The 14,774-nt window shown below is 37.1% G+C and carries 15 protein-coding genes; 1 reads left to right on the forward strand and 14 read right to left on the reverse strand.

The window, feature by feature from the left end; genetic code table 11:
- Nucleotides 1-3 precede the first annotated feature (3 nt).
- The 3 genes from NON16_RS11080 to NON16_RS11090 form a co-directional block, all read right to left on the reverse strand.
- Nucleotides 4-243, reverse strand: coding sequence for a hypothetical protein (locus NON16_RS11080; RefSeq protein WP_257349083.1), 240 nt, complete (start codon nt 241-243; stop codon nt 4-6).
- A 120-nt stretch (nt 244-363) separates the two neighbouring features.
- Nucleotides 364-1,254, reverse strand: coding sequence for a hypothetical protein (locus tag NON16_RS11085; protein ID WP_257349084.1), 891 nt, complete (start codon nt 1,252-1,254; stop codon nt 364-366).
- A gap of 126 nt (nt 1,255-1,380) precedes the next feature.
- A complete protein-coding gene (locus NON16_RS11090; RefSeq protein WP_257349085.1) occupies nt 1,381-2,559 on the reverse strand; it encodes a BMQ_0737 family morphogenetic spore coat protein in 1,179 nt (392 codons plus the stop codon).
- Nucleotides 2,560-2,668: 109 nt separating this feature from the next.
- Between NON16_RS11090 and NON16_RS11095 the strand changes: the two genes are divergently transcribed.
- The gene (locus NON16_RS11095) at nt 2,669-2,920 is read left to right on the forward strand and encodes a hypothetical protein (protein ID WP_257349086.1); all 252 of its coding nucleotides are present in this window, start codon (nt 2,669-2,671) and stop codon (nt 2,918-2,920) included.
- A gap of 312 nt (nt 2,921-3,232) precedes the next feature.
- On the opposite strand, the gene cysC is transcribed toward NON16_RS11095, so the two are convergent.
- The 11 genes from cysC to wecB all read right to left on the reverse strand — a co-directional run bounded on the left by cysC (nt 3,233) and on the right by wecB (nt 14,626).
- Nucleotides 3,233-3,838: an adenylyl-sulfate kinase gene (cysC, locus tag NON16_RS11100; protein ID WP_257349087.1), complete on the reverse strand. Its 606-nt coding sequence runs from the start codon at nt 3,836-3,838 to the stop codon at nt 3,233-3,235.
- Between the two features lie 14 nt (nt 3,839-3,852).
- Entirely contained in the window at nt 3,853-5,616 is a 1,764-nt protein-coding gene (locus tag NON16_RS11105) for an SLC13 family permease (RefSeq protein ID WP_257349088.1), read from the reverse strand.
- Between the two features lie 11 nt (nt 5,617-5,627).
- Nucleotides 5,628-6,767: a sulfate adenylyltransferase gene (sat, locus tag NON16_RS11110; protein WP_257349089.1), complete on the reverse strand. Its 1,140-nt coding sequence runs from the start codon at nt 6,765-6,767 to the stop codon at nt 5,628-5,630.
- A 20-nt stretch (nt 6,768-6,787) separates the two neighbouring features.
- Complete coding sequence (locus NON16_RS11115) at nt 6,788-8,005, reverse strand: glycosyltransferase family 2 protein (RefSeq protein WP_257349090.1); 1,218 nt, start codon at nt 8,003-8,005, stop codon at nt 6,788-6,790.
- Nucleotides 8,006-8,031: 26 nt separating this feature from the next.
- Nucleotides 8,032-8,766: a glycosyltransferase gene (locus NON16_RS11120; RefSeq protein ID WP_257349091.1), complete on the reverse strand. Its 735-nt coding sequence runs from the start codon at nt 8,764-8,766 to the stop codon at nt 8,032-8,034.
- 162 nt (nt 8,767-8,928) lie between these two features.
- The gene (locus NON16_RS11125; protein ID WP_257349092.1) at nt 8,929-9,708 is read right to left on the reverse strand and encodes a sulfotransferase domain-containing protein; all 780 of its coding nucleotides are present in this window, start codon (nt 9,706-9,708) and stop codon (nt 8,929-8,931) included.
- Nucleotides 9,709-9,769: 61 nt separating this feature from the next.
- Nucleotides 9,770-10,801, reverse strand: coding sequence for a glycosyltransferase family 4 protein (locus NON16_RS11130; RefSeq protein WP_257349093.1), 1,032 nt, complete (start codon nt 10,799-10,801; stop codon nt 9,770-9,772).
- 47 nt (nt 10,802-10,848) lie between these two features.
- Nucleotides 10,849-11,742 (reverse strand): SDR family NAD(P)-dependent oxidoreductase, encoded by an 894-nt coding sequence (locus NON16_RS11135; RefSeq protein WP_257349094.1) that lies wholly within the window; start codon nt 11,740-11,742, stop codon nt 10,849-10,851.
- The gene (locus NON16_RS11140) at nt 11,732-12,559 is read right to left on the reverse strand and encodes a dTDP-4-dehydrorhamnose reductase family protein (RefSeq protein ID WP_257349095.1); all 828 of its coding nucleotides are present in this window, start codon (nt 12,557-12,559) and stop codon (nt 11,732-11,734) included. The genes NON16_RS11135 and NON16_RS11140 overlap by 11 nt, the downstream gene beginning before the upstream one ends.
- The gene (locus NON16_RS11145) at nt 12,556-13,542 is read right to left on the reverse strand and encodes a polysaccharide biosynthesis protein (protein WP_257349096.1); all 987 of its coding nucleotides are present in this window, start codon (nt 13,540-13,542) and stop codon (nt 12,556-12,558) included. The genes NON16_RS11140 and NON16_RS11145 overlap by 4 nt, the downstream gene beginning before the upstream one ends.
- Nucleotides 13,532-14,626, reverse strand: coding sequence for a non-hydrolyzing UDP-N-acetylglucosamine 2-epimerase (gene wecB, locus NON16_RS11150; protein ID WP_257349098.1), 1,095 nt, complete (start codon nt 14,624-14,626; stop codon nt 13,532-13,534). The genes NON16_RS11145 and wecB overlap by 11 nt, the downstream gene beginning before the upstream one ends.
- Between the last annotated feature and the right edge of the window lie 148 nt (nt 14,627-14,774).

The following is a 14,774-nucleotide window of genomic DNA, read 5'->3' on the forward strand; positions in this document are numbered from 1 at the left end:
TCCCTATATTACTTCGTTTATATTTTGCCCTTTTCCTGTTAAATCAGATAATAATTTTTTAAAGGATTCACGTTTTCCGTTTTTTGAATCATGATTCTGAATCGTTTCCAATGGGGTTTCCGTTACATCATTCAATTGAACTTGTTCTACTGGATAGAGTCTTAATTTAAGAGCAACGTTGTTCTCTGTCCGACTCCCGTAAATTAAATTTTGTTGAGGTACTATTGGAGGTACATATCCCATTTTCATCACCTACTTCACGCTTTTATTCTTTATATACCCCCAGTTTTCAAAATGAAACTCCTATTATCCGTTTTGGATACGATTGGCTCCGTTCAATCATATGGTTTCTTTTTAACAACCTTAGAAGTTAAGGGCGATCTGGTTAACAGCACGAGCCCGATACTCATGATTAGGAAAATAAACGAATGCCTCGATTGTAATACTATCTTCAAACTCTTTTTGAATTGGTATTTGGAAATCAGTAAGAGAAATCGTTTGGTTCGCTTGAAGTTTTAGTTCATGCATGGAAGCGATCCATATCTCACCTCTTTCTCGTGCTTCTTTAGCCCAGTCATTTTCTAGAAAAACCCACTGCAAAGACTCCTTTTTCTCATCCGCTACATTCGTTTGTTCCATAGAACCTATCTTACCTTTTAAGCTTGTATAATCAGTGGGTTGATATCGAAAACAAATGAGTGGGTTTTCAAGCTCTTTCTCCCCAATATTTGTCATATGGAAACTTCCATGAATGACGTAAGATCCCTCATCCTTGCAAATTAAACTATAATTAAAATAAGCAGAGAGGAGTAATTCCTCTTTGGCGGTTTCTTCTTTTACTATATCTTTTGGCGCTTTATCAGCTTGGTTTTGCAGCTTCAGACGTTTCTCCAAGCTTTTAATTTTGCTACGATAAGAGTCAATTTGTTTTTCCTTTTCATTCATCTCCTTCTCGACCGTTTCAAGCAGTTCCTCGAAACCGCTAATCTTATTGTTCATTTCGTCGTGGTTACTCTTTGAAAGTTGGTCTTTTAAGCGATGTATTTCCTGATGGTATTGGACGAGCTCCTCTTCTTTAGTTTGTAATTCACGTTGTAGACCATCATTTTCTTCAGCCTCTTTAAGCTTTTTTTCCAGCTGTTCAATTGTATCTTCAGCAAAAAGTAACTTTTTTTCTAACTGAAGCGATTTTTCTTGATAATATTTGGTACGTGAGGCTAATCGATCGTAACTAAGCTCTTTTTGCGAGTTCATAAAACGTTTCCCCTCCTTACCGGGCACTCATCCTTATCATATGTATATTCGCGAATAGACTTTACAACTACTTTTTTCGTGCAAAAAAAAGAGCGAGAGGACCCCTCGCTCTTTATAGCATGTAGATTATGGTTGCTTGATCTTAACATCATCAAAAGTGACACAATCTTCAACTTCGACTTCGCCTTCATCTGCTTCAACAATTCCGGTATCGAATATCGTTTTACCTTTGTTATTGATCAATTGAAGCTGGAATTCAGTTCCTTCACTACAATCCACGACTGCAAAGTTGAAGTCTACTTTCTTACCATCTGCTCGGCCTTCACCACTAATTGTAAGTCGAAGGTCTCCATCTTTTTCGTCGCAGCAAAGTGTTTCTTGATCGAAGCTCGTTGCTGTGAAATTAAATCCGTTTTGACCGTCTCCAGTATCCAGATCCTTAAAGCTTGCACGAAGAACACTGTCAATGAGGCTACAATTCGGACAGATGTCGACGAGAACGGCTATGCGACCTTCCTCTGTTGCACCTGAACCAGTATTCCCGCTTGCTTCCCCTTCTGCTGTACAATCACAGTTTGGACGTGGAAAGATATCTGGACATTGAGGTGGAAAATGAACTTTCGGACACTGATCACCCATTTCAGGTGCGATAAGATCATTGTCACGTGGTGAACAGAATTTTGCGAGTACTTCTAATTTCACTTCTGCCTCCACCTGAATATCAAGACAGAATGTAATCTCAATATCGAATTCATCTGGACATGGTGTATTTAGGAGCACCGTTCCAGTAGGTATTCTACAGAATATTTTGGATACCTTGCAGAATAACTCTGTACCCTCTGGATAGCAAAGTACAAAGGATTCAAATACTGATGCATTGACTTTTAGGCATGTTACTATATCACCATTTCGGTCAACGACATTAATTTTCAAATCGGTACTGATTAATAACTCGACCAATTGAGCATCTACAAATCCGCCATTTGTAGAAATCGTTACATCACGCTTATCCCCCACTTGTTCACAAATGAAATCTAGATCTTCATGGTCCTTATCATAATCATATTTTCTATTGTTTAGAGGGAATAGAGGCGGTGTTTTTGGCGGTTCACAGATTAGACGTAGAGGGCGACGACAAGGATCTTCCATCGCTTCTTCTATATCTTTAAGCTGGTCGCGGGTAAACCGTACCGTTTTGCGAACGGATAAAGCATCCGTTACCCAATCGTAAACTTTTTGTACGCGAATACACTCATCCTGTAAGCTGTTAGTAGCTTTAGGTATATTGTGTTTTTTGTAACTCATAGTTTCCCTTCCTTTCTTCATCATGAACTGAAGATTCAATACATACTATGGAATAATCATGGGTTATGATACAAAGATTAATGCCTATTTTTGAAAGGGTGACATACAAATGAACAATAAAGACAAAAATAAAAACGATTGGCCGAATCCTCCCCTTTTAAAAGGGAACAAAAAAACTCACAGTTCAAGTAAGCGTGTTTCAAACGACCTTAACCGATCAAAACGATCAGGAGACATAAAGGAAAATCCCATCCAACCTTTCAAACAAAAAAACAACTCAAAGAAAAATCCAATAAATCCATTTAAAAATCAAGCTAAAAGTCCAACTACAAAAAAGATTAATCCATTTCGTCCCAAATAATACACCCCTTCTTTTTATGTGGAATATTATATGTTCACAGAGAACATACAAGGGGTGACAGATGTTGCAAAAGAAAGATCTTCAAGGGTTATACAATAAGATTAAGAGTGAAAGAAGAAAACGAACTTCAAATAAATCACTTTTCCCAGCAAAACCAAAAAAATCCTGCTCGACGTGCGGTAAGGTGACATGGAAGCCTCCAACACAAGATTAATTAACATCATACGGGTGTTTCCGAACTTCACTTATGGGCCGTTCTCATATATATGCAAAAGCTGAACCAGTGGTCATCAAAGATACTGGTTCAGCTTTTTATTTTATTTCCGATAGATAACCTTTCTTATATAAATACTCTTCAATATGTTTGACACATTCATTTAAAGGTATTTTAGATGTATCTAAGATGACCTCTGGGTTTACAGGCTGCTCGTATGGGTCTGTTATACCAGTGAAGTTGTTTATTTTCCCGTTCAATGCTTTTTCATAAAGCCCTTTTGGATCACGTTTTATCAACGTTTCCATATCGCATTCGACATATACTTCGATGAATTCATCATTACCTACGAGGTTTCTGACAAATTGTCTGTCCCTGACATATGGAGAGACGAACGTAGCTAACACAACAACACCTGCATCTACGAACAGTTTTGCTGCCTCACCAACTCTTCGAATATTTTCCTCACGATCTTTTTGTTCGAAACCCAAATCATTGTTAATGCCCATTCTTATATTATCGCCATCTAATAGGTAGGTGGAAATAGATTCTTCATATAATGAACGGTTCAATCGATTTGCAATGGTTGACTTACCAGATCCAGACAAACCAGTAAACCAGATAATAAAACTTTTATGACCATGTAATAGTTGTCTCTCTCTTTTAGATACATCTTGGTTATGCCAATATAAGTTTGATGTCATCTACTTTTCCTCCTTTAGGATAATGGCCAAAACAAGGGAACAGTCAACGAAGTTACGACAAAACAAATCACATTTAATGGAAACCCGATTTTCATGAAATCCAGAAATCTGTATTGTCCCGAGCTGTAAACGAGAAGGTTGGTCTGATAACCTATCGGAGTGGAGAAACTAGCTGAAGCAGCAATGGCGATCGCAACAGCATATGGTTCTGGATTTAAGGACATTTCTTGAACCATTGACATCATAATCGGAAATACGATAACTGCCGCTGCATTATTCGTAATCATTTCAGTTAATACATTCGTTAAGATATAGACAATCATTAAGAGGATTAACGGTGTCATTGGGTCTACTATTAAAAATAGTTGAGTAGCCAGATACTCTGCAGCACCCGTTTTATTCATTGCTTCTGCTATCCCGAATGCTCCTCCTACAACGAATAATACATCCCATTTAATCGAATCCTTAACCTCATCGAATGTTGTTCTGCTTACGATCAATGACACTATTGCAGTGGAAATTGCCGCAAATGCGATTTCCAAAAACCCTAGGACAACTAAACCAACCATCGAACCGAAAGCGATTAACGGCAGCCAATCACGGACTGTTGCCTTTTTGGCGGAAGAATGAGAAGTTAATAAACACATGGTATTATTGACACTTTGAAACTGGCTAAGGTCCTTTGACGTTAAAATGTAAAGCATATCTCCGGACTTTATCCGAATAGACCCTATTTTTTCATTTATTCTTTTTCCATTCCTGTACACTCCTACGATTACACCACCAAAACGCGAGCGGAAATTCAGATTACGAATACGTTGTGATACGAGAGAAGAATGCTGTGGAACAACTGCTTCCACCCAACTCAATTCACTTTCATGGGTTATAAATTCACATTTGGTTTCTCCTAAAGAAAGTCCTGGAATCGTTTCGATTTCTTTATAACAGGTCGTATCACCTACAAAAATGAGTTGATCAAACATTTGTATTTTCTGATTTGGTGAAACCGGGAATAAACACTCTCCTTGTCTTAAAATCGCCATGATATAGGATTGCTTCAGTTCTCGTAATCCCGCTTCTTTTATCGTTTGACCAACCCATTGAAAGTCTTCATTTACTTGTACTTCAATTAATTGCGAATTCATACTAACGTCTTTTGGATCGCTTTGAATATTCGGTAATAATTTTTTGCCGATTACGACCATGTATAGTAAAGCAAAGAAAAATAACGGGACCCCTACAAAGGCAAGTTCAAAGATCGAAAATCCATCAAATCCGTTTTTTTGTAATAATGTGTGTACAACTAAATTTGTAGAAGTACCAATTAATGTACACATGCCTCCAAGGATTGCTGCGTAAGATAGTGGAATCAATAATTTAGAAGGGAAAATGGAATGGAGGTTGGACCATCGTTTGACAATCGGGGTAAATAAAACAACTAACGGAGTGTTGTTCATCAGACTAGAACAGCTCGCTGTAACAGTCATCATACGTGTCATTCCACTTAGAAGTGTCTGTTTATTGCCAAATATGAAGCGTGTAAGCTTTGGAAACAAAGGGTGTTTCTGAACCATATGCATCATGATAAATAAAGAAGCAATTGTGATTACTCCTTCATTTATAAACCCGGCAAAAGCCTCATCAAGTGTAAGGATGCCGCCCCATAGTAAGACCATTAATGCGCCTAGTATCACAACCTCTACACTAATATAGTTCAGTATTAAAAATAAAAACATAAATCCCAAAACAAAGAATGTAATGAAAATATCTGCAGTCATCGCTTGTAGGTTCAGTCCTTTTGTTTACGATAATATTCTAGTAATAGTTTGACAACCTCTGGGCGACTAAAATGTTTAGGGGGAAGTAACCCTTGTTTCAACATTTGACGGACCTTCGTCCCCGATAAGTGGATATGATCTTTATTAGTATGGGGGCATGTTTTGCTGGAGGCCATTTGCTCACATTTTTTACAATAAAAGCTATGATCAAATTTTAGTGGAACAATCCCTAATTCCTTAGCGGAGAACTGGTTGAAAATATTTTGCGAATCATACGTCCCATAATAATCTCCAACCCCAGCATGATCTCTTCCTACGATAAAATGTGTACAGCCGTAATTTTTACGGACTATTGCATGGAATAATGCTTCCTTTGGCCCCGCGTACCTCATTGCCCCCAAGAACACCCCTAAAATGGAACGGTCTGATGGATAGTAGTTATTTAATAGTGTTTGGTAACATTTCATTCGAACATGGGCAGGTACATCATCCGGTTTTGTCTCTCCTACAAGCGGGTGAAGGAACAATCCATCAACTTGTTCAAGTGCAACCTTTTGAATATATTCATGGGCACGATGAACAGGGTTTCTCGTTTGAAATCCGACAATCGTTTCCCATCCATTCAATCTGAATCTGTCTCTTGTTTCCTCGGGGGTTAATGTGTGAGTAGGAAAAGAAGAAGGAATTCTTTTAATTATCGTTACGGGACCGCCAACATAAAAGGGTGAGCGGGATAACAGCTTTTCAACACCAGGATGATTGGAATCACCCGTTCCATAAAAAAGCTGAGCTTCATTTCCAAGATTCACCTTGTATATTTCTTCGACATCAATGAATCCATATGTCTCCCCCTCGAAGCTTAATGCAACTCTCACCCCGGCAGAAAGTTCATTTGATACCTCTTGGGAAACTGATAAATTAATCGGCAAAGGCCAGATTGTTCCATCCTTCAATCTCATTTGTTTAAGAACACTATCATAATCGGATTGATTCATAAAACCCTCTAATGGGCTATAGGCACCGGTCCCAATACATTCTAGCTCGGATAAGTCGGATTGAGATAATTCTATTTTCTTTAACTTCTTTACTTGTTCCAAAGAAGACGGATCATACCGCGAAATCAGCTTCCCGCCATGTGGAATGCTAGGCATTTTTCTACCTCCAATTTGATTTATAATTTCTCAAGATATTCAAAACAGTCTAGAAATAGGTGATAACGATTCAATTTCCTTAGAAACATCTTCTCTTTACTAAGGGCTTCCGTCTCGGTTAGGGTAGCACTATAAAGATTTGAAAAATCGGCATTGTTTTTTGATTTCATTCCGATATTGCGAAGCATTTCCTTGAATACATGTTCAATCATCGGAAACTGAGTTGGAAATTCACTGCACATAGTTTGATAATTAATTAATATTTGGTTTACTTCATGGAGGTTTTTCGGGGCTGGTAAAAAGGTTAACGAAATGATCATTTGATCAATTTCTTTGTAAGCTTCCTGAAAAGTATAGTAATTTTGTTTAGATTGATTGTCATTTCCAGCAGATACAGGATGTTCTTGATGATAACTTAGTAAGTTCTCATCACTAATAAACGTTGCACCATTCTTATACAACCGATATCCCATTTCACAATCATCCCACCCATATCCACTGTATTCCTTAAACAATCCTACTTGATTGATCATCCACTTTGGAACTGAGACATGACCTGTCCCGAACAATTGCCAAGGTATCCTGTACCCTTGTAAATCGAAACCATAATTAGAGATGATGACATTCCTATAAAATTTTTCATAAGGTGTTGTATGAGCCAACCCTATATACTTCCCTGAATGGATATCAATTCTGTCTAACAAAAAGGTTTTCGCGTGCTGTTTTTGAAATACTTCATATTTTGTCTTGTATTCTGGCAAATTCTTTATTAGCAGTGCAGCTTGATTCAATTGATTCGTTGAAAAATCCGGAAATAGTACAGAGTATAGTGCCTTGATTGTCATAACACCTGTAACGACTAGATTCTGATTTTCCTGGTGGTGTGTATAGTGAATATTTAAAAACTCAGGACTTACGATTATCTCAGCGTCAAGAAAGATCAAAATTTTTCCTTGTGCATTACGAATCCCAACGTTCCGTGCTGCTGGTCTACCAATATTTTTGTCACACTTGATGTATTTTAGTTCAAACGGGAATAGATAGTGGTCTGGAATGATACCAGTTGAATCGGTAGATCCATCATCTATCAAGATAACCTCTACCCTCGATAAATCAAAATTCTGCTTTTCTAACGAAAAAAGGGTAAATAAAACTTGAGGAAACTTATTGAAGGTCGGAATAATAATGCTTATTTCGAATGTAGATCTGTGTGCATGAGAGGAAGAGACAATTTTCATACTACTTTACCACCTATCATTCTGGATCAACTCTTACCCTTTTCTTCTGTTTGTATGAGCCTGGCAAGCATACCTCGATATCTTTCTTGGACAAGCTTAATTTCCTTCCATTGCCCCTCTATAAAACGTTTTGAACCCATATTGTCATGGATTCGGTAGTGTAATAGTGAATTCCCTACCACTGCAAGATTGAACTTGGCCGCAATCCTTAGCCACATATCATAGTCCTGCGTATAACGTAATTCACTGTCAAACCAACCCACTTCAGAAAAAACTTCTTTCTTTATGAGAACTGTACTTCCATTAATTGGACAACTTGTTCGAAACTGTCTTAATAAGCTTAATTTGTCATGGATTATCAGCCCGACATCCCTCTTTGTAACGTCACTTTTTTCATCGATTAGATTGAAATTTGTATAAACCATATCACAATTTGTTCGTTGTATTAAATCTACTTGTTTTTCTAGCTTTTCAGGTAAAAAAATATCGTCGGAGCTGAGCCATGCAATAAGATCACCTGTAGCGAGTTTTATACCTTGATTCAAAGCAGCCGCTGTACCATTATTCTCCTGATAAAAATATGAGATCCTATTCATGAATGGAGTCAATCGTTCAGCATTTATCGTTGAACCATCGTTTATGACTATCAATTCAATGTTTTTGTAAGTTTGATTAAAAACACTTTCAATGGCTTCATGTATGAATGAACAATTATAAAATGGGATGATAACACTTATTTTGGGGTAATAGCTGCTATTCATCCTTCTACACCTCGCTTCTCTTATGTTAATTGGTTTATCATATGAAATTACTGAAAATATTGCATAGACCAAGCTACTAGAATATCGACCAAAATTTAAAAACAGTTGCTCTCGCCGTCGGTCCCCCCACGGAAGCAAAAGCACTTGTCCAAGTACTTCAAATCACCAATTATGATCTTTTTCATAATTTAAAGAAATCAATAGATCACCTGCAATATTTTTAAAAGTATCTTTAAGATCAGTATCTAGTTCCTTTCTCCATCCACCGATCTTCCCTTTACGATATGTCGGTGAAGAGATAGGATCTATGTTTTGAATCATTTTCTTAACCATAATTGGCGATGTACCGGGAACTCGTCGGCCGTCCCATAAAAATTGGACGATTTTATTTACTGTTTTTAACTTTGTTAATGGTGATGAAAGGATGTCTTCAAAGCGAATTGTAAGTACATTGTACTTCACCATCCATTCCGAGAATCCAGTAAACCAATCGTTAACGTTTGGTTGGTAAGCTACTCTTGGATCTATCGGCTGCCCGCCTTCTATTAAAAATTTTATACGGTCACGATGTGTAAATCCTTTTTGGGTAAAGGTCGCATATAAGGGGTGGATTGGAAGCGTTGGTATAAAGTGTGCGTATGAAACCACTATATCGCGCGGATCACGTATGACAAATACCTGCTTCATGTTTATATCATTAAAAAATTCTTCCCATTTATTTGAATAGAATAAATGTCCATTAATAAATTCATCGTCTTCAAGATTTTTCGCCCGGTTAATCTGTATGTCTGTTTGATATTCATAATGACCAAACATCCCTTTATCCGGATAATGTTTCATTCCAGGTATACCTAGGAGGATTTGTTTTAATAAGTGTGTACCGCTTTTAGGTATAGAATTTAATAAAAATGCAGGTAATGAATGTTCTTCACGGTTCCCCATTGATTTTCACCCTTTCTTTCAGATTAGTTAATAAATAATTCTTTCACATTGTCTTAATTGCTCAAATCCTTGCTATAAATTTCTTTATCGCTGATTCAAAAGCATCTACACTTTTTTCCCATGTCCATTTTGCAGCTTCTTTTTCACCCTCTTTAGCAATTCGATAGCGATGTTCAGGATTGTCGATCAAAAATGATATGTGTTCAAACAACTTATTTTCATATCGATATGAAAGCAAACAGTTATGATTATGGCGACAATAATCCGCATTTCCACCGCTATAGATTGTAGTAACCGCAGCACCGCATTTCATTGCCTCTAGTCCGGGAAGAGATCCAGTGTCAAAGGTTGATGTACTTATAAAAATATCTGTAATATTCAAGTAGTGATTCAGCATAGTGTCATCTGCTGGGTGTAAAGATTCGAAGTTTTGATTAGAATGGACACTTCTAAGAGTAGGAGAATGTTTTAATTCGTTAGGATGAGTTATTAAACTGATTACTACATCAGGATATTTGTGTTTAATAGCGTTTAGCGTTTGGGTAAGATATTCTTGATCACGATGCCATGAGTATCCACCCTCTGGTATACGGAGAATCCCACTAACTCTAAGAGCTTTTCCATTTCTAAGCCCCATATTATGAAACGCTCCACTTATACCAACAGGAACAGTTTCACCGTCGATCCCATGATTTAATTTGATGACTTGTTTCTGCCAAGCAGACAATACAATGAGATTTTTACTAATATGATAACTTTTGAATGATACTTCCTGATTAGGTAGAAAAACCGGCTCATAACAAAGACTTATTCTAACATGGATACCTTTTCCAGCAAGACTAGCTTGTTCACATACTTGAATTAACGAATAATAAGTTGAAACAATTACATCACTATCTGGGATATCATTTACTGTTATGTCCTGGGTTTTTGTTCGAATAATCTTTACGTTTAAAGGAAATTCCACAATCCCATGAGAAGACATGACAATAGTGATATCATGGCCTCTCTGTTTCAGTCCATTCGCCAGCTCTACTAACATCCTTTGCGCACCACCTTTACAAAGGGTGACTGCTATAATTGCAATTTTCATTGGCATTTCCTCCTTTCATCTATAAACCATTACGACTTATTTTAAAGTTATGTCCTGAAATACATAACAATATCTGAGATTGAGTGTGAAAAAGAGATGATCGGTTTCCAGTTAAGTCTCGTAATCGGTCGTACATTTTCCGCTACATATACATCCACTTCATTTTCAGAGGTTTCCGTAACGTTCAGCTGGGTAGTTGTAAGCTTTTGTAATTCATCAACAATTTCACGAAGGCTTTTCCCTTTCCCGCTTCCTATTTCATAGATTTGACCGTTTTCACCGTGTTTGAGCAAGGTATGATAGGCACGTACAGCATCTCTTACATCTACAAAGTCTCTTACTACATTTGGGTTTATACTAAATTGATTTTCAGTTTCACCATTTTCAATGCTGATCATTTTCTGAGCGAATATCGAACATACACCTGAAGAATGACCTGGGCCAATTAAATTAGAAGGTTTTGCAATCATGATTTTTTGATTGAAAAAATGAGACCAGTTTTGTGCTGCGATCGTTTGAAAGGATTTACTTAAGCTATATGGATGAGGTGCGTGGGTTTCATTCAATGGGTTGAACTGCAATAAAGAACCTACAACAAGAACCTGACATCCAGGCGCTTTCTTTCTGACAGCCTCTAGTACGTTCAATGTAGATATAAGGTTGGTATTCATACATTGAATCGGGTCCTCCCAGGATGTTGAAACGGAGTTCATTCCAGCTAAATGTAGTATATAGGTAGGGTTTATCTTTTGTACGATGTACTCTAAACCCTCATAATCACTCAAATCATGTTGGCGGTATTCATATGGTGTATCTGGTTGTTCTGCAGTTCGAGATAAACCGACGACACGCATACCTTCTTGAACAAAGTAGTTACAAGCATGTTTACCGGTAAAACCTGATGCCCCTGTTATTAATATGGTTTCCTGTTTACTTTTCATGTTGTTGTATCCACTCTTTTAGCTCCTGGATCATATGTGGATAAGCAGATACTGAATAGGAAAAATCGTTCCTTGAATTTAATAACGTTCGATCAATTTCAGTTTGATCATAAGGTTCAATGGTTACATCTTCTTTATTGAAAGTAGTTTTGATTAGCATCAACAGATCATATTTCGATATCTTCGTTGGTGCGGTCAAATGATATAATCCTGATAAATTTTGTTTAACAGCTTCTTCGATTGCTTTTGCTATCTCTAATGTGGTAACACCGTTCCAAGGTACTTTTGTAAAACCTTTGATCGTTCCTTTTTGTTTCATAAACCAGTGAAACAATCCAATCCCATTTTTAAGTTCAGGTCCAATGATCGACGTTCGAAATGTTAGATGAGGAGCATTACAGACTTCACCGATCATTTTTGTTTTAGAATAAACAGAATTTCCATCTGGATCATCATTCTCTAAATAATCACCTTTTGCTCCTGAAAACACACAGTCTGTACTAATATGAACGAGTTTTGCACCATACGTATTCACTGTGTTCTCAATTACTTTAGGTAACAGACTATTCAATTGAATTGCTTCAATCGGGTGATCTTGCGCATTTTCATTCAATAAACCTATGCAATTAACGACAACATCTGGTTTCACTTGGTGAATAACATGTTCCACTTGATCTATGCAAGTTGCATCCAAGTATAATGATTTTTGGTCATATAAATTTCTAGAGGTATGATACACGATATATCCTTTCTCTTTTAGATAGGAAGTAATAAGGTGACCTGCCATCCCTTTACCTCCGAGAATTAAATATTTCATGACAAAAAATCACCTTTTTGAAGCATTTTCCTAATTTCCTCTTTGGTCATTAATTCCTCGCTAGAACTATAACTCTGTAAGTCAACTTTCTGAAGTTTGGAATAGTGCTCATTCAACCCTTTAATTTCAATCGAAGGTAAGATAACAAAATACTCGTTATCAAAATAGACGGACCTCGTACACTCGTATTCTGAAAGCAATAATTCATGAAGCTTCTCACCTGGCCGGATTCCATTTTCGATAATGGTTACATTTTTTTCTCCAGAAGCTTCAATTAAAACTTCAGCTAAATCTGTAATTTTACACGTCGGCATTTTCATAACAAATATTTCTCCACCTTGACTCTCATAGGTCGCTTTGAAGATCAGTTTTATGGCTTCCTCTAATGTTAAGAAAAATCGAGTCATTCGTTTATCTGTTATTCCGACGACCCCTTTACGTTGAATTTGATCTTTAAATACATGGATTACACTTCCATTCGTACCTAGGACATTACCACCGCGAATACATACAAATTTGGTCGAGGATCTCATTACATTTGCATGAATGATTAGCTTTTCGCCAATCGCTTTTGTCAATCCATAAAAATTCGCTGGGTTCGCAGCTTTATCTGTTGATATATAAATGACTTTCTTAACGTTGTTCGTGATTGCAGCATCAATTACATGTTGGGTCCCAACAATATTCGTTTTCAATGTTTCATATGGCTGATTCTCACAAATCGGAACGTGCTTCAATGCGGCTAGATGATAAATAACATCTACATTTTGAGATGCTTTCTGTACCGCTTCATAATCTCGGATATCACCTATAATAAACTTTAATTTATCGTTGAGTTCATGTTGCATGGCCATCGCGACCTGGCTCGACTCATTCCGAGATAATATCCTGATTTCTTTCGGATTTTTAGGTAATAATTGCTTGACAAGTTCATGTCCCCATGATCCTGTCCCTCCAGTAATTAGAATGGTTTTATTCAACACTTTCATTTCCTCCTATTAAGAATTTAACAACTTTATCGGACACATTTGAATCAGCATAGCCTGTTGGAAATTCCCAATTCCTTTGCTGAGTAATCATGACATTCACAGCATTCAAAATGTTTTCTGGCTGCAATCCAGTGACCACATTACTCCCGCATTCCACGGTTTCTGGTCGTTCCGTAGTGTTTCTAACTGTTACAGTGGGAACCCGGTACAGGCAGCATTCTTCCTGGACAGTTCCACTATCTGTAAGTACACATACCGCGTTTTTTTCTAATTGGACAAAGTCAAAAAAGCCAAAAGGTTCTTCAAGTTCTATAAGAGGATCCAGATTTAATGAATCCAAAGCGTTTATTTTGGACCTTGTTCTTGGATGAACACTACAGACCACTCTCTTCTTGAAAGTTGCAGCTATAAGATTTATCGCTTCTAAAATCAACTTTAAATTTTCAGGGTTGTCTACATTTTCAGCCCGATGAATGGTAGTCAAAAAATAATCACTTGAATTTAAGTTCATTTTTTTAAGGATTGTACTCTTATTAATGTCATCCTTATAAAAATCAAGCACCTCGTAGATTGGATTGCCAGACATCATAATTCTCTTTGATGGCACGCCCTCCCTTAATAGATTTTCTCTACTTTTAGGAGTATAAGGTAAGTTGTACATTGAAATGGCATCTACGGTTTTTCTGTTTTTTTCTTCCGGTACACGCAAATCGTTACAACGGTTCCCAGCTTCCATATGATAAACAGGGATATTCATTCTCTCTGCAAGGATTGCTGACAATGCACTGTTCGTATCACCAAGAATCAGAACTTTATCGGGCTTTTCATTATTGAACAGAATCTCTAATTCCCGGAACATTAACGATAACTGTTGTCCTAATGAGTGCTCCCGTGTACTTAATACATAATCTGGTTTCCTTATATCCATTTCTTTAAAGAAGATATCGTTTAAAGATGCAGTGAAATTTTGGCCAGTATGGACCACAATATGTTTAGAAGCTATACGATCTAGCTTTTTGAGGATTAGACTCAAACGAATAATTTCAGGTCGGGTACCTAAAATCGTCATAATTTTCATATCCTATTCCTCCTCCTTATCTATCAAAAATCGGAATACTATATTACCTTATGTACAATATTCAGTTTGGTTTAGACGAGTTACTCTGTAACTGAAAAAAGGCAGGGGCTGACCTGATACAAAGCATCGTTCTCCCTGATAAGAGGAA

Origin of the sequence: Pseudalkalibacillus decolorationis (assembly GCF_024609785.1) — a bacterium.
GTDB lineage: Bacteria > Bacillota > Bacilli > Bacillales > Fictibacillaceae > Pseudalkalibacillus > Pseudalkalibacillus decolorationis.

Excerpts from the sequence above, each read along its gene's own strand:
- NON16_RS11080 (WP_257349083.1), bottom strand. The coding sequence starts at position 243 with ATGGGATATGTACCTCCAATAGTACCTCAACAAAATTTAATTTACGGG.
- NON16_RS11085 (WP_257349084.1), bottom strand. The coding sequence starts at position 1,254 with ATGAACTCGCAAAAAGAGCTTAGTTACGATCGATTAGCCTCACGTACC.
- NON16_RS11090 (WP_257349085.1), bottom strand. The coding sequence starts at position 2,559 with ATGAGTTACAAAAAACACAATATACCTAAAGCTACTAACAGCTTACAG.
- NON16_RS11095 (WP_257349086.1), top strand. The coding sequence starts at position 2,669 with ATGAACAATAAAGACAAAAATAAAAACGATTGGCCGAATCCTCCCCTT.
- cysC (WP_257349087.1), bottom strand. The coding sequence starts at position 3,838 with ATGACATCAAACTTATATTGGCATAACCAAGATGTATCTAAAAGAGAG.
- NON16_RS11105 (WP_257349088.1), bottom strand. The coding sequence starts at position 5,616 with ATGACTGCAGATATTTTCATTACATTCTTTGTTTTGGGATTTATGTTT.
- sat (WP_257349089.1), bottom strand. The coding sequence starts at position 6,767 with ATGCCTAGCATTCCACATGGCGGGAAGCTGATTTCGCGGTATGATCCG.
- NON16_RS11115 (WP_257349090.1), bottom strand. The coding sequence starts at position 8,005 with ATGAAAATTGTCTCTTCCTCTCATGCACACAGATCTACATTCGAAATA.
- NON16_RS11120 (WP_257349091.1), bottom strand. The coding sequence starts at position 8,766 with ATGAATAGCAGCTATTACCCCAAAATAAGTGTTATCATCCCATTTTAT.
- NON16_RS11125 (WP_257349092.1), bottom strand. The coding sequence starts at position 9,708 with ATGGGGAACCGTGAAGAACATTCATTACCTGCATTTTTATTAAATTCT.
- NON16_RS11130 (WP_257349093.1), bottom strand. The coding sequence starts at position 10,801 with ATGAAAATTGCAATTATAGCAGTCACCCTTTGTAAAGGTGGTGCGCAA.
- NON16_RS11135 (WP_257349094.1), bottom strand. The coding sequence starts at position 11,742 with ATGAAAAGTAAACAGGAAACCATATTAATAACAGGGGCATCAGGTTTT.
- NON16_RS11140 (WP_257349095.1), bottom strand. The coding sequence starts at position 12,559 with ATGAAATATTTAATTCTCGGAGGTAAAGGGATGGCAGGTCACCTTATT.
- wecB (WP_257349098.1), bottom strand. The coding sequence starts at position 14,626 with ATGAAAATTATGACGATTTTAGGTACCCGACCTGAAATTATTCGTTTG.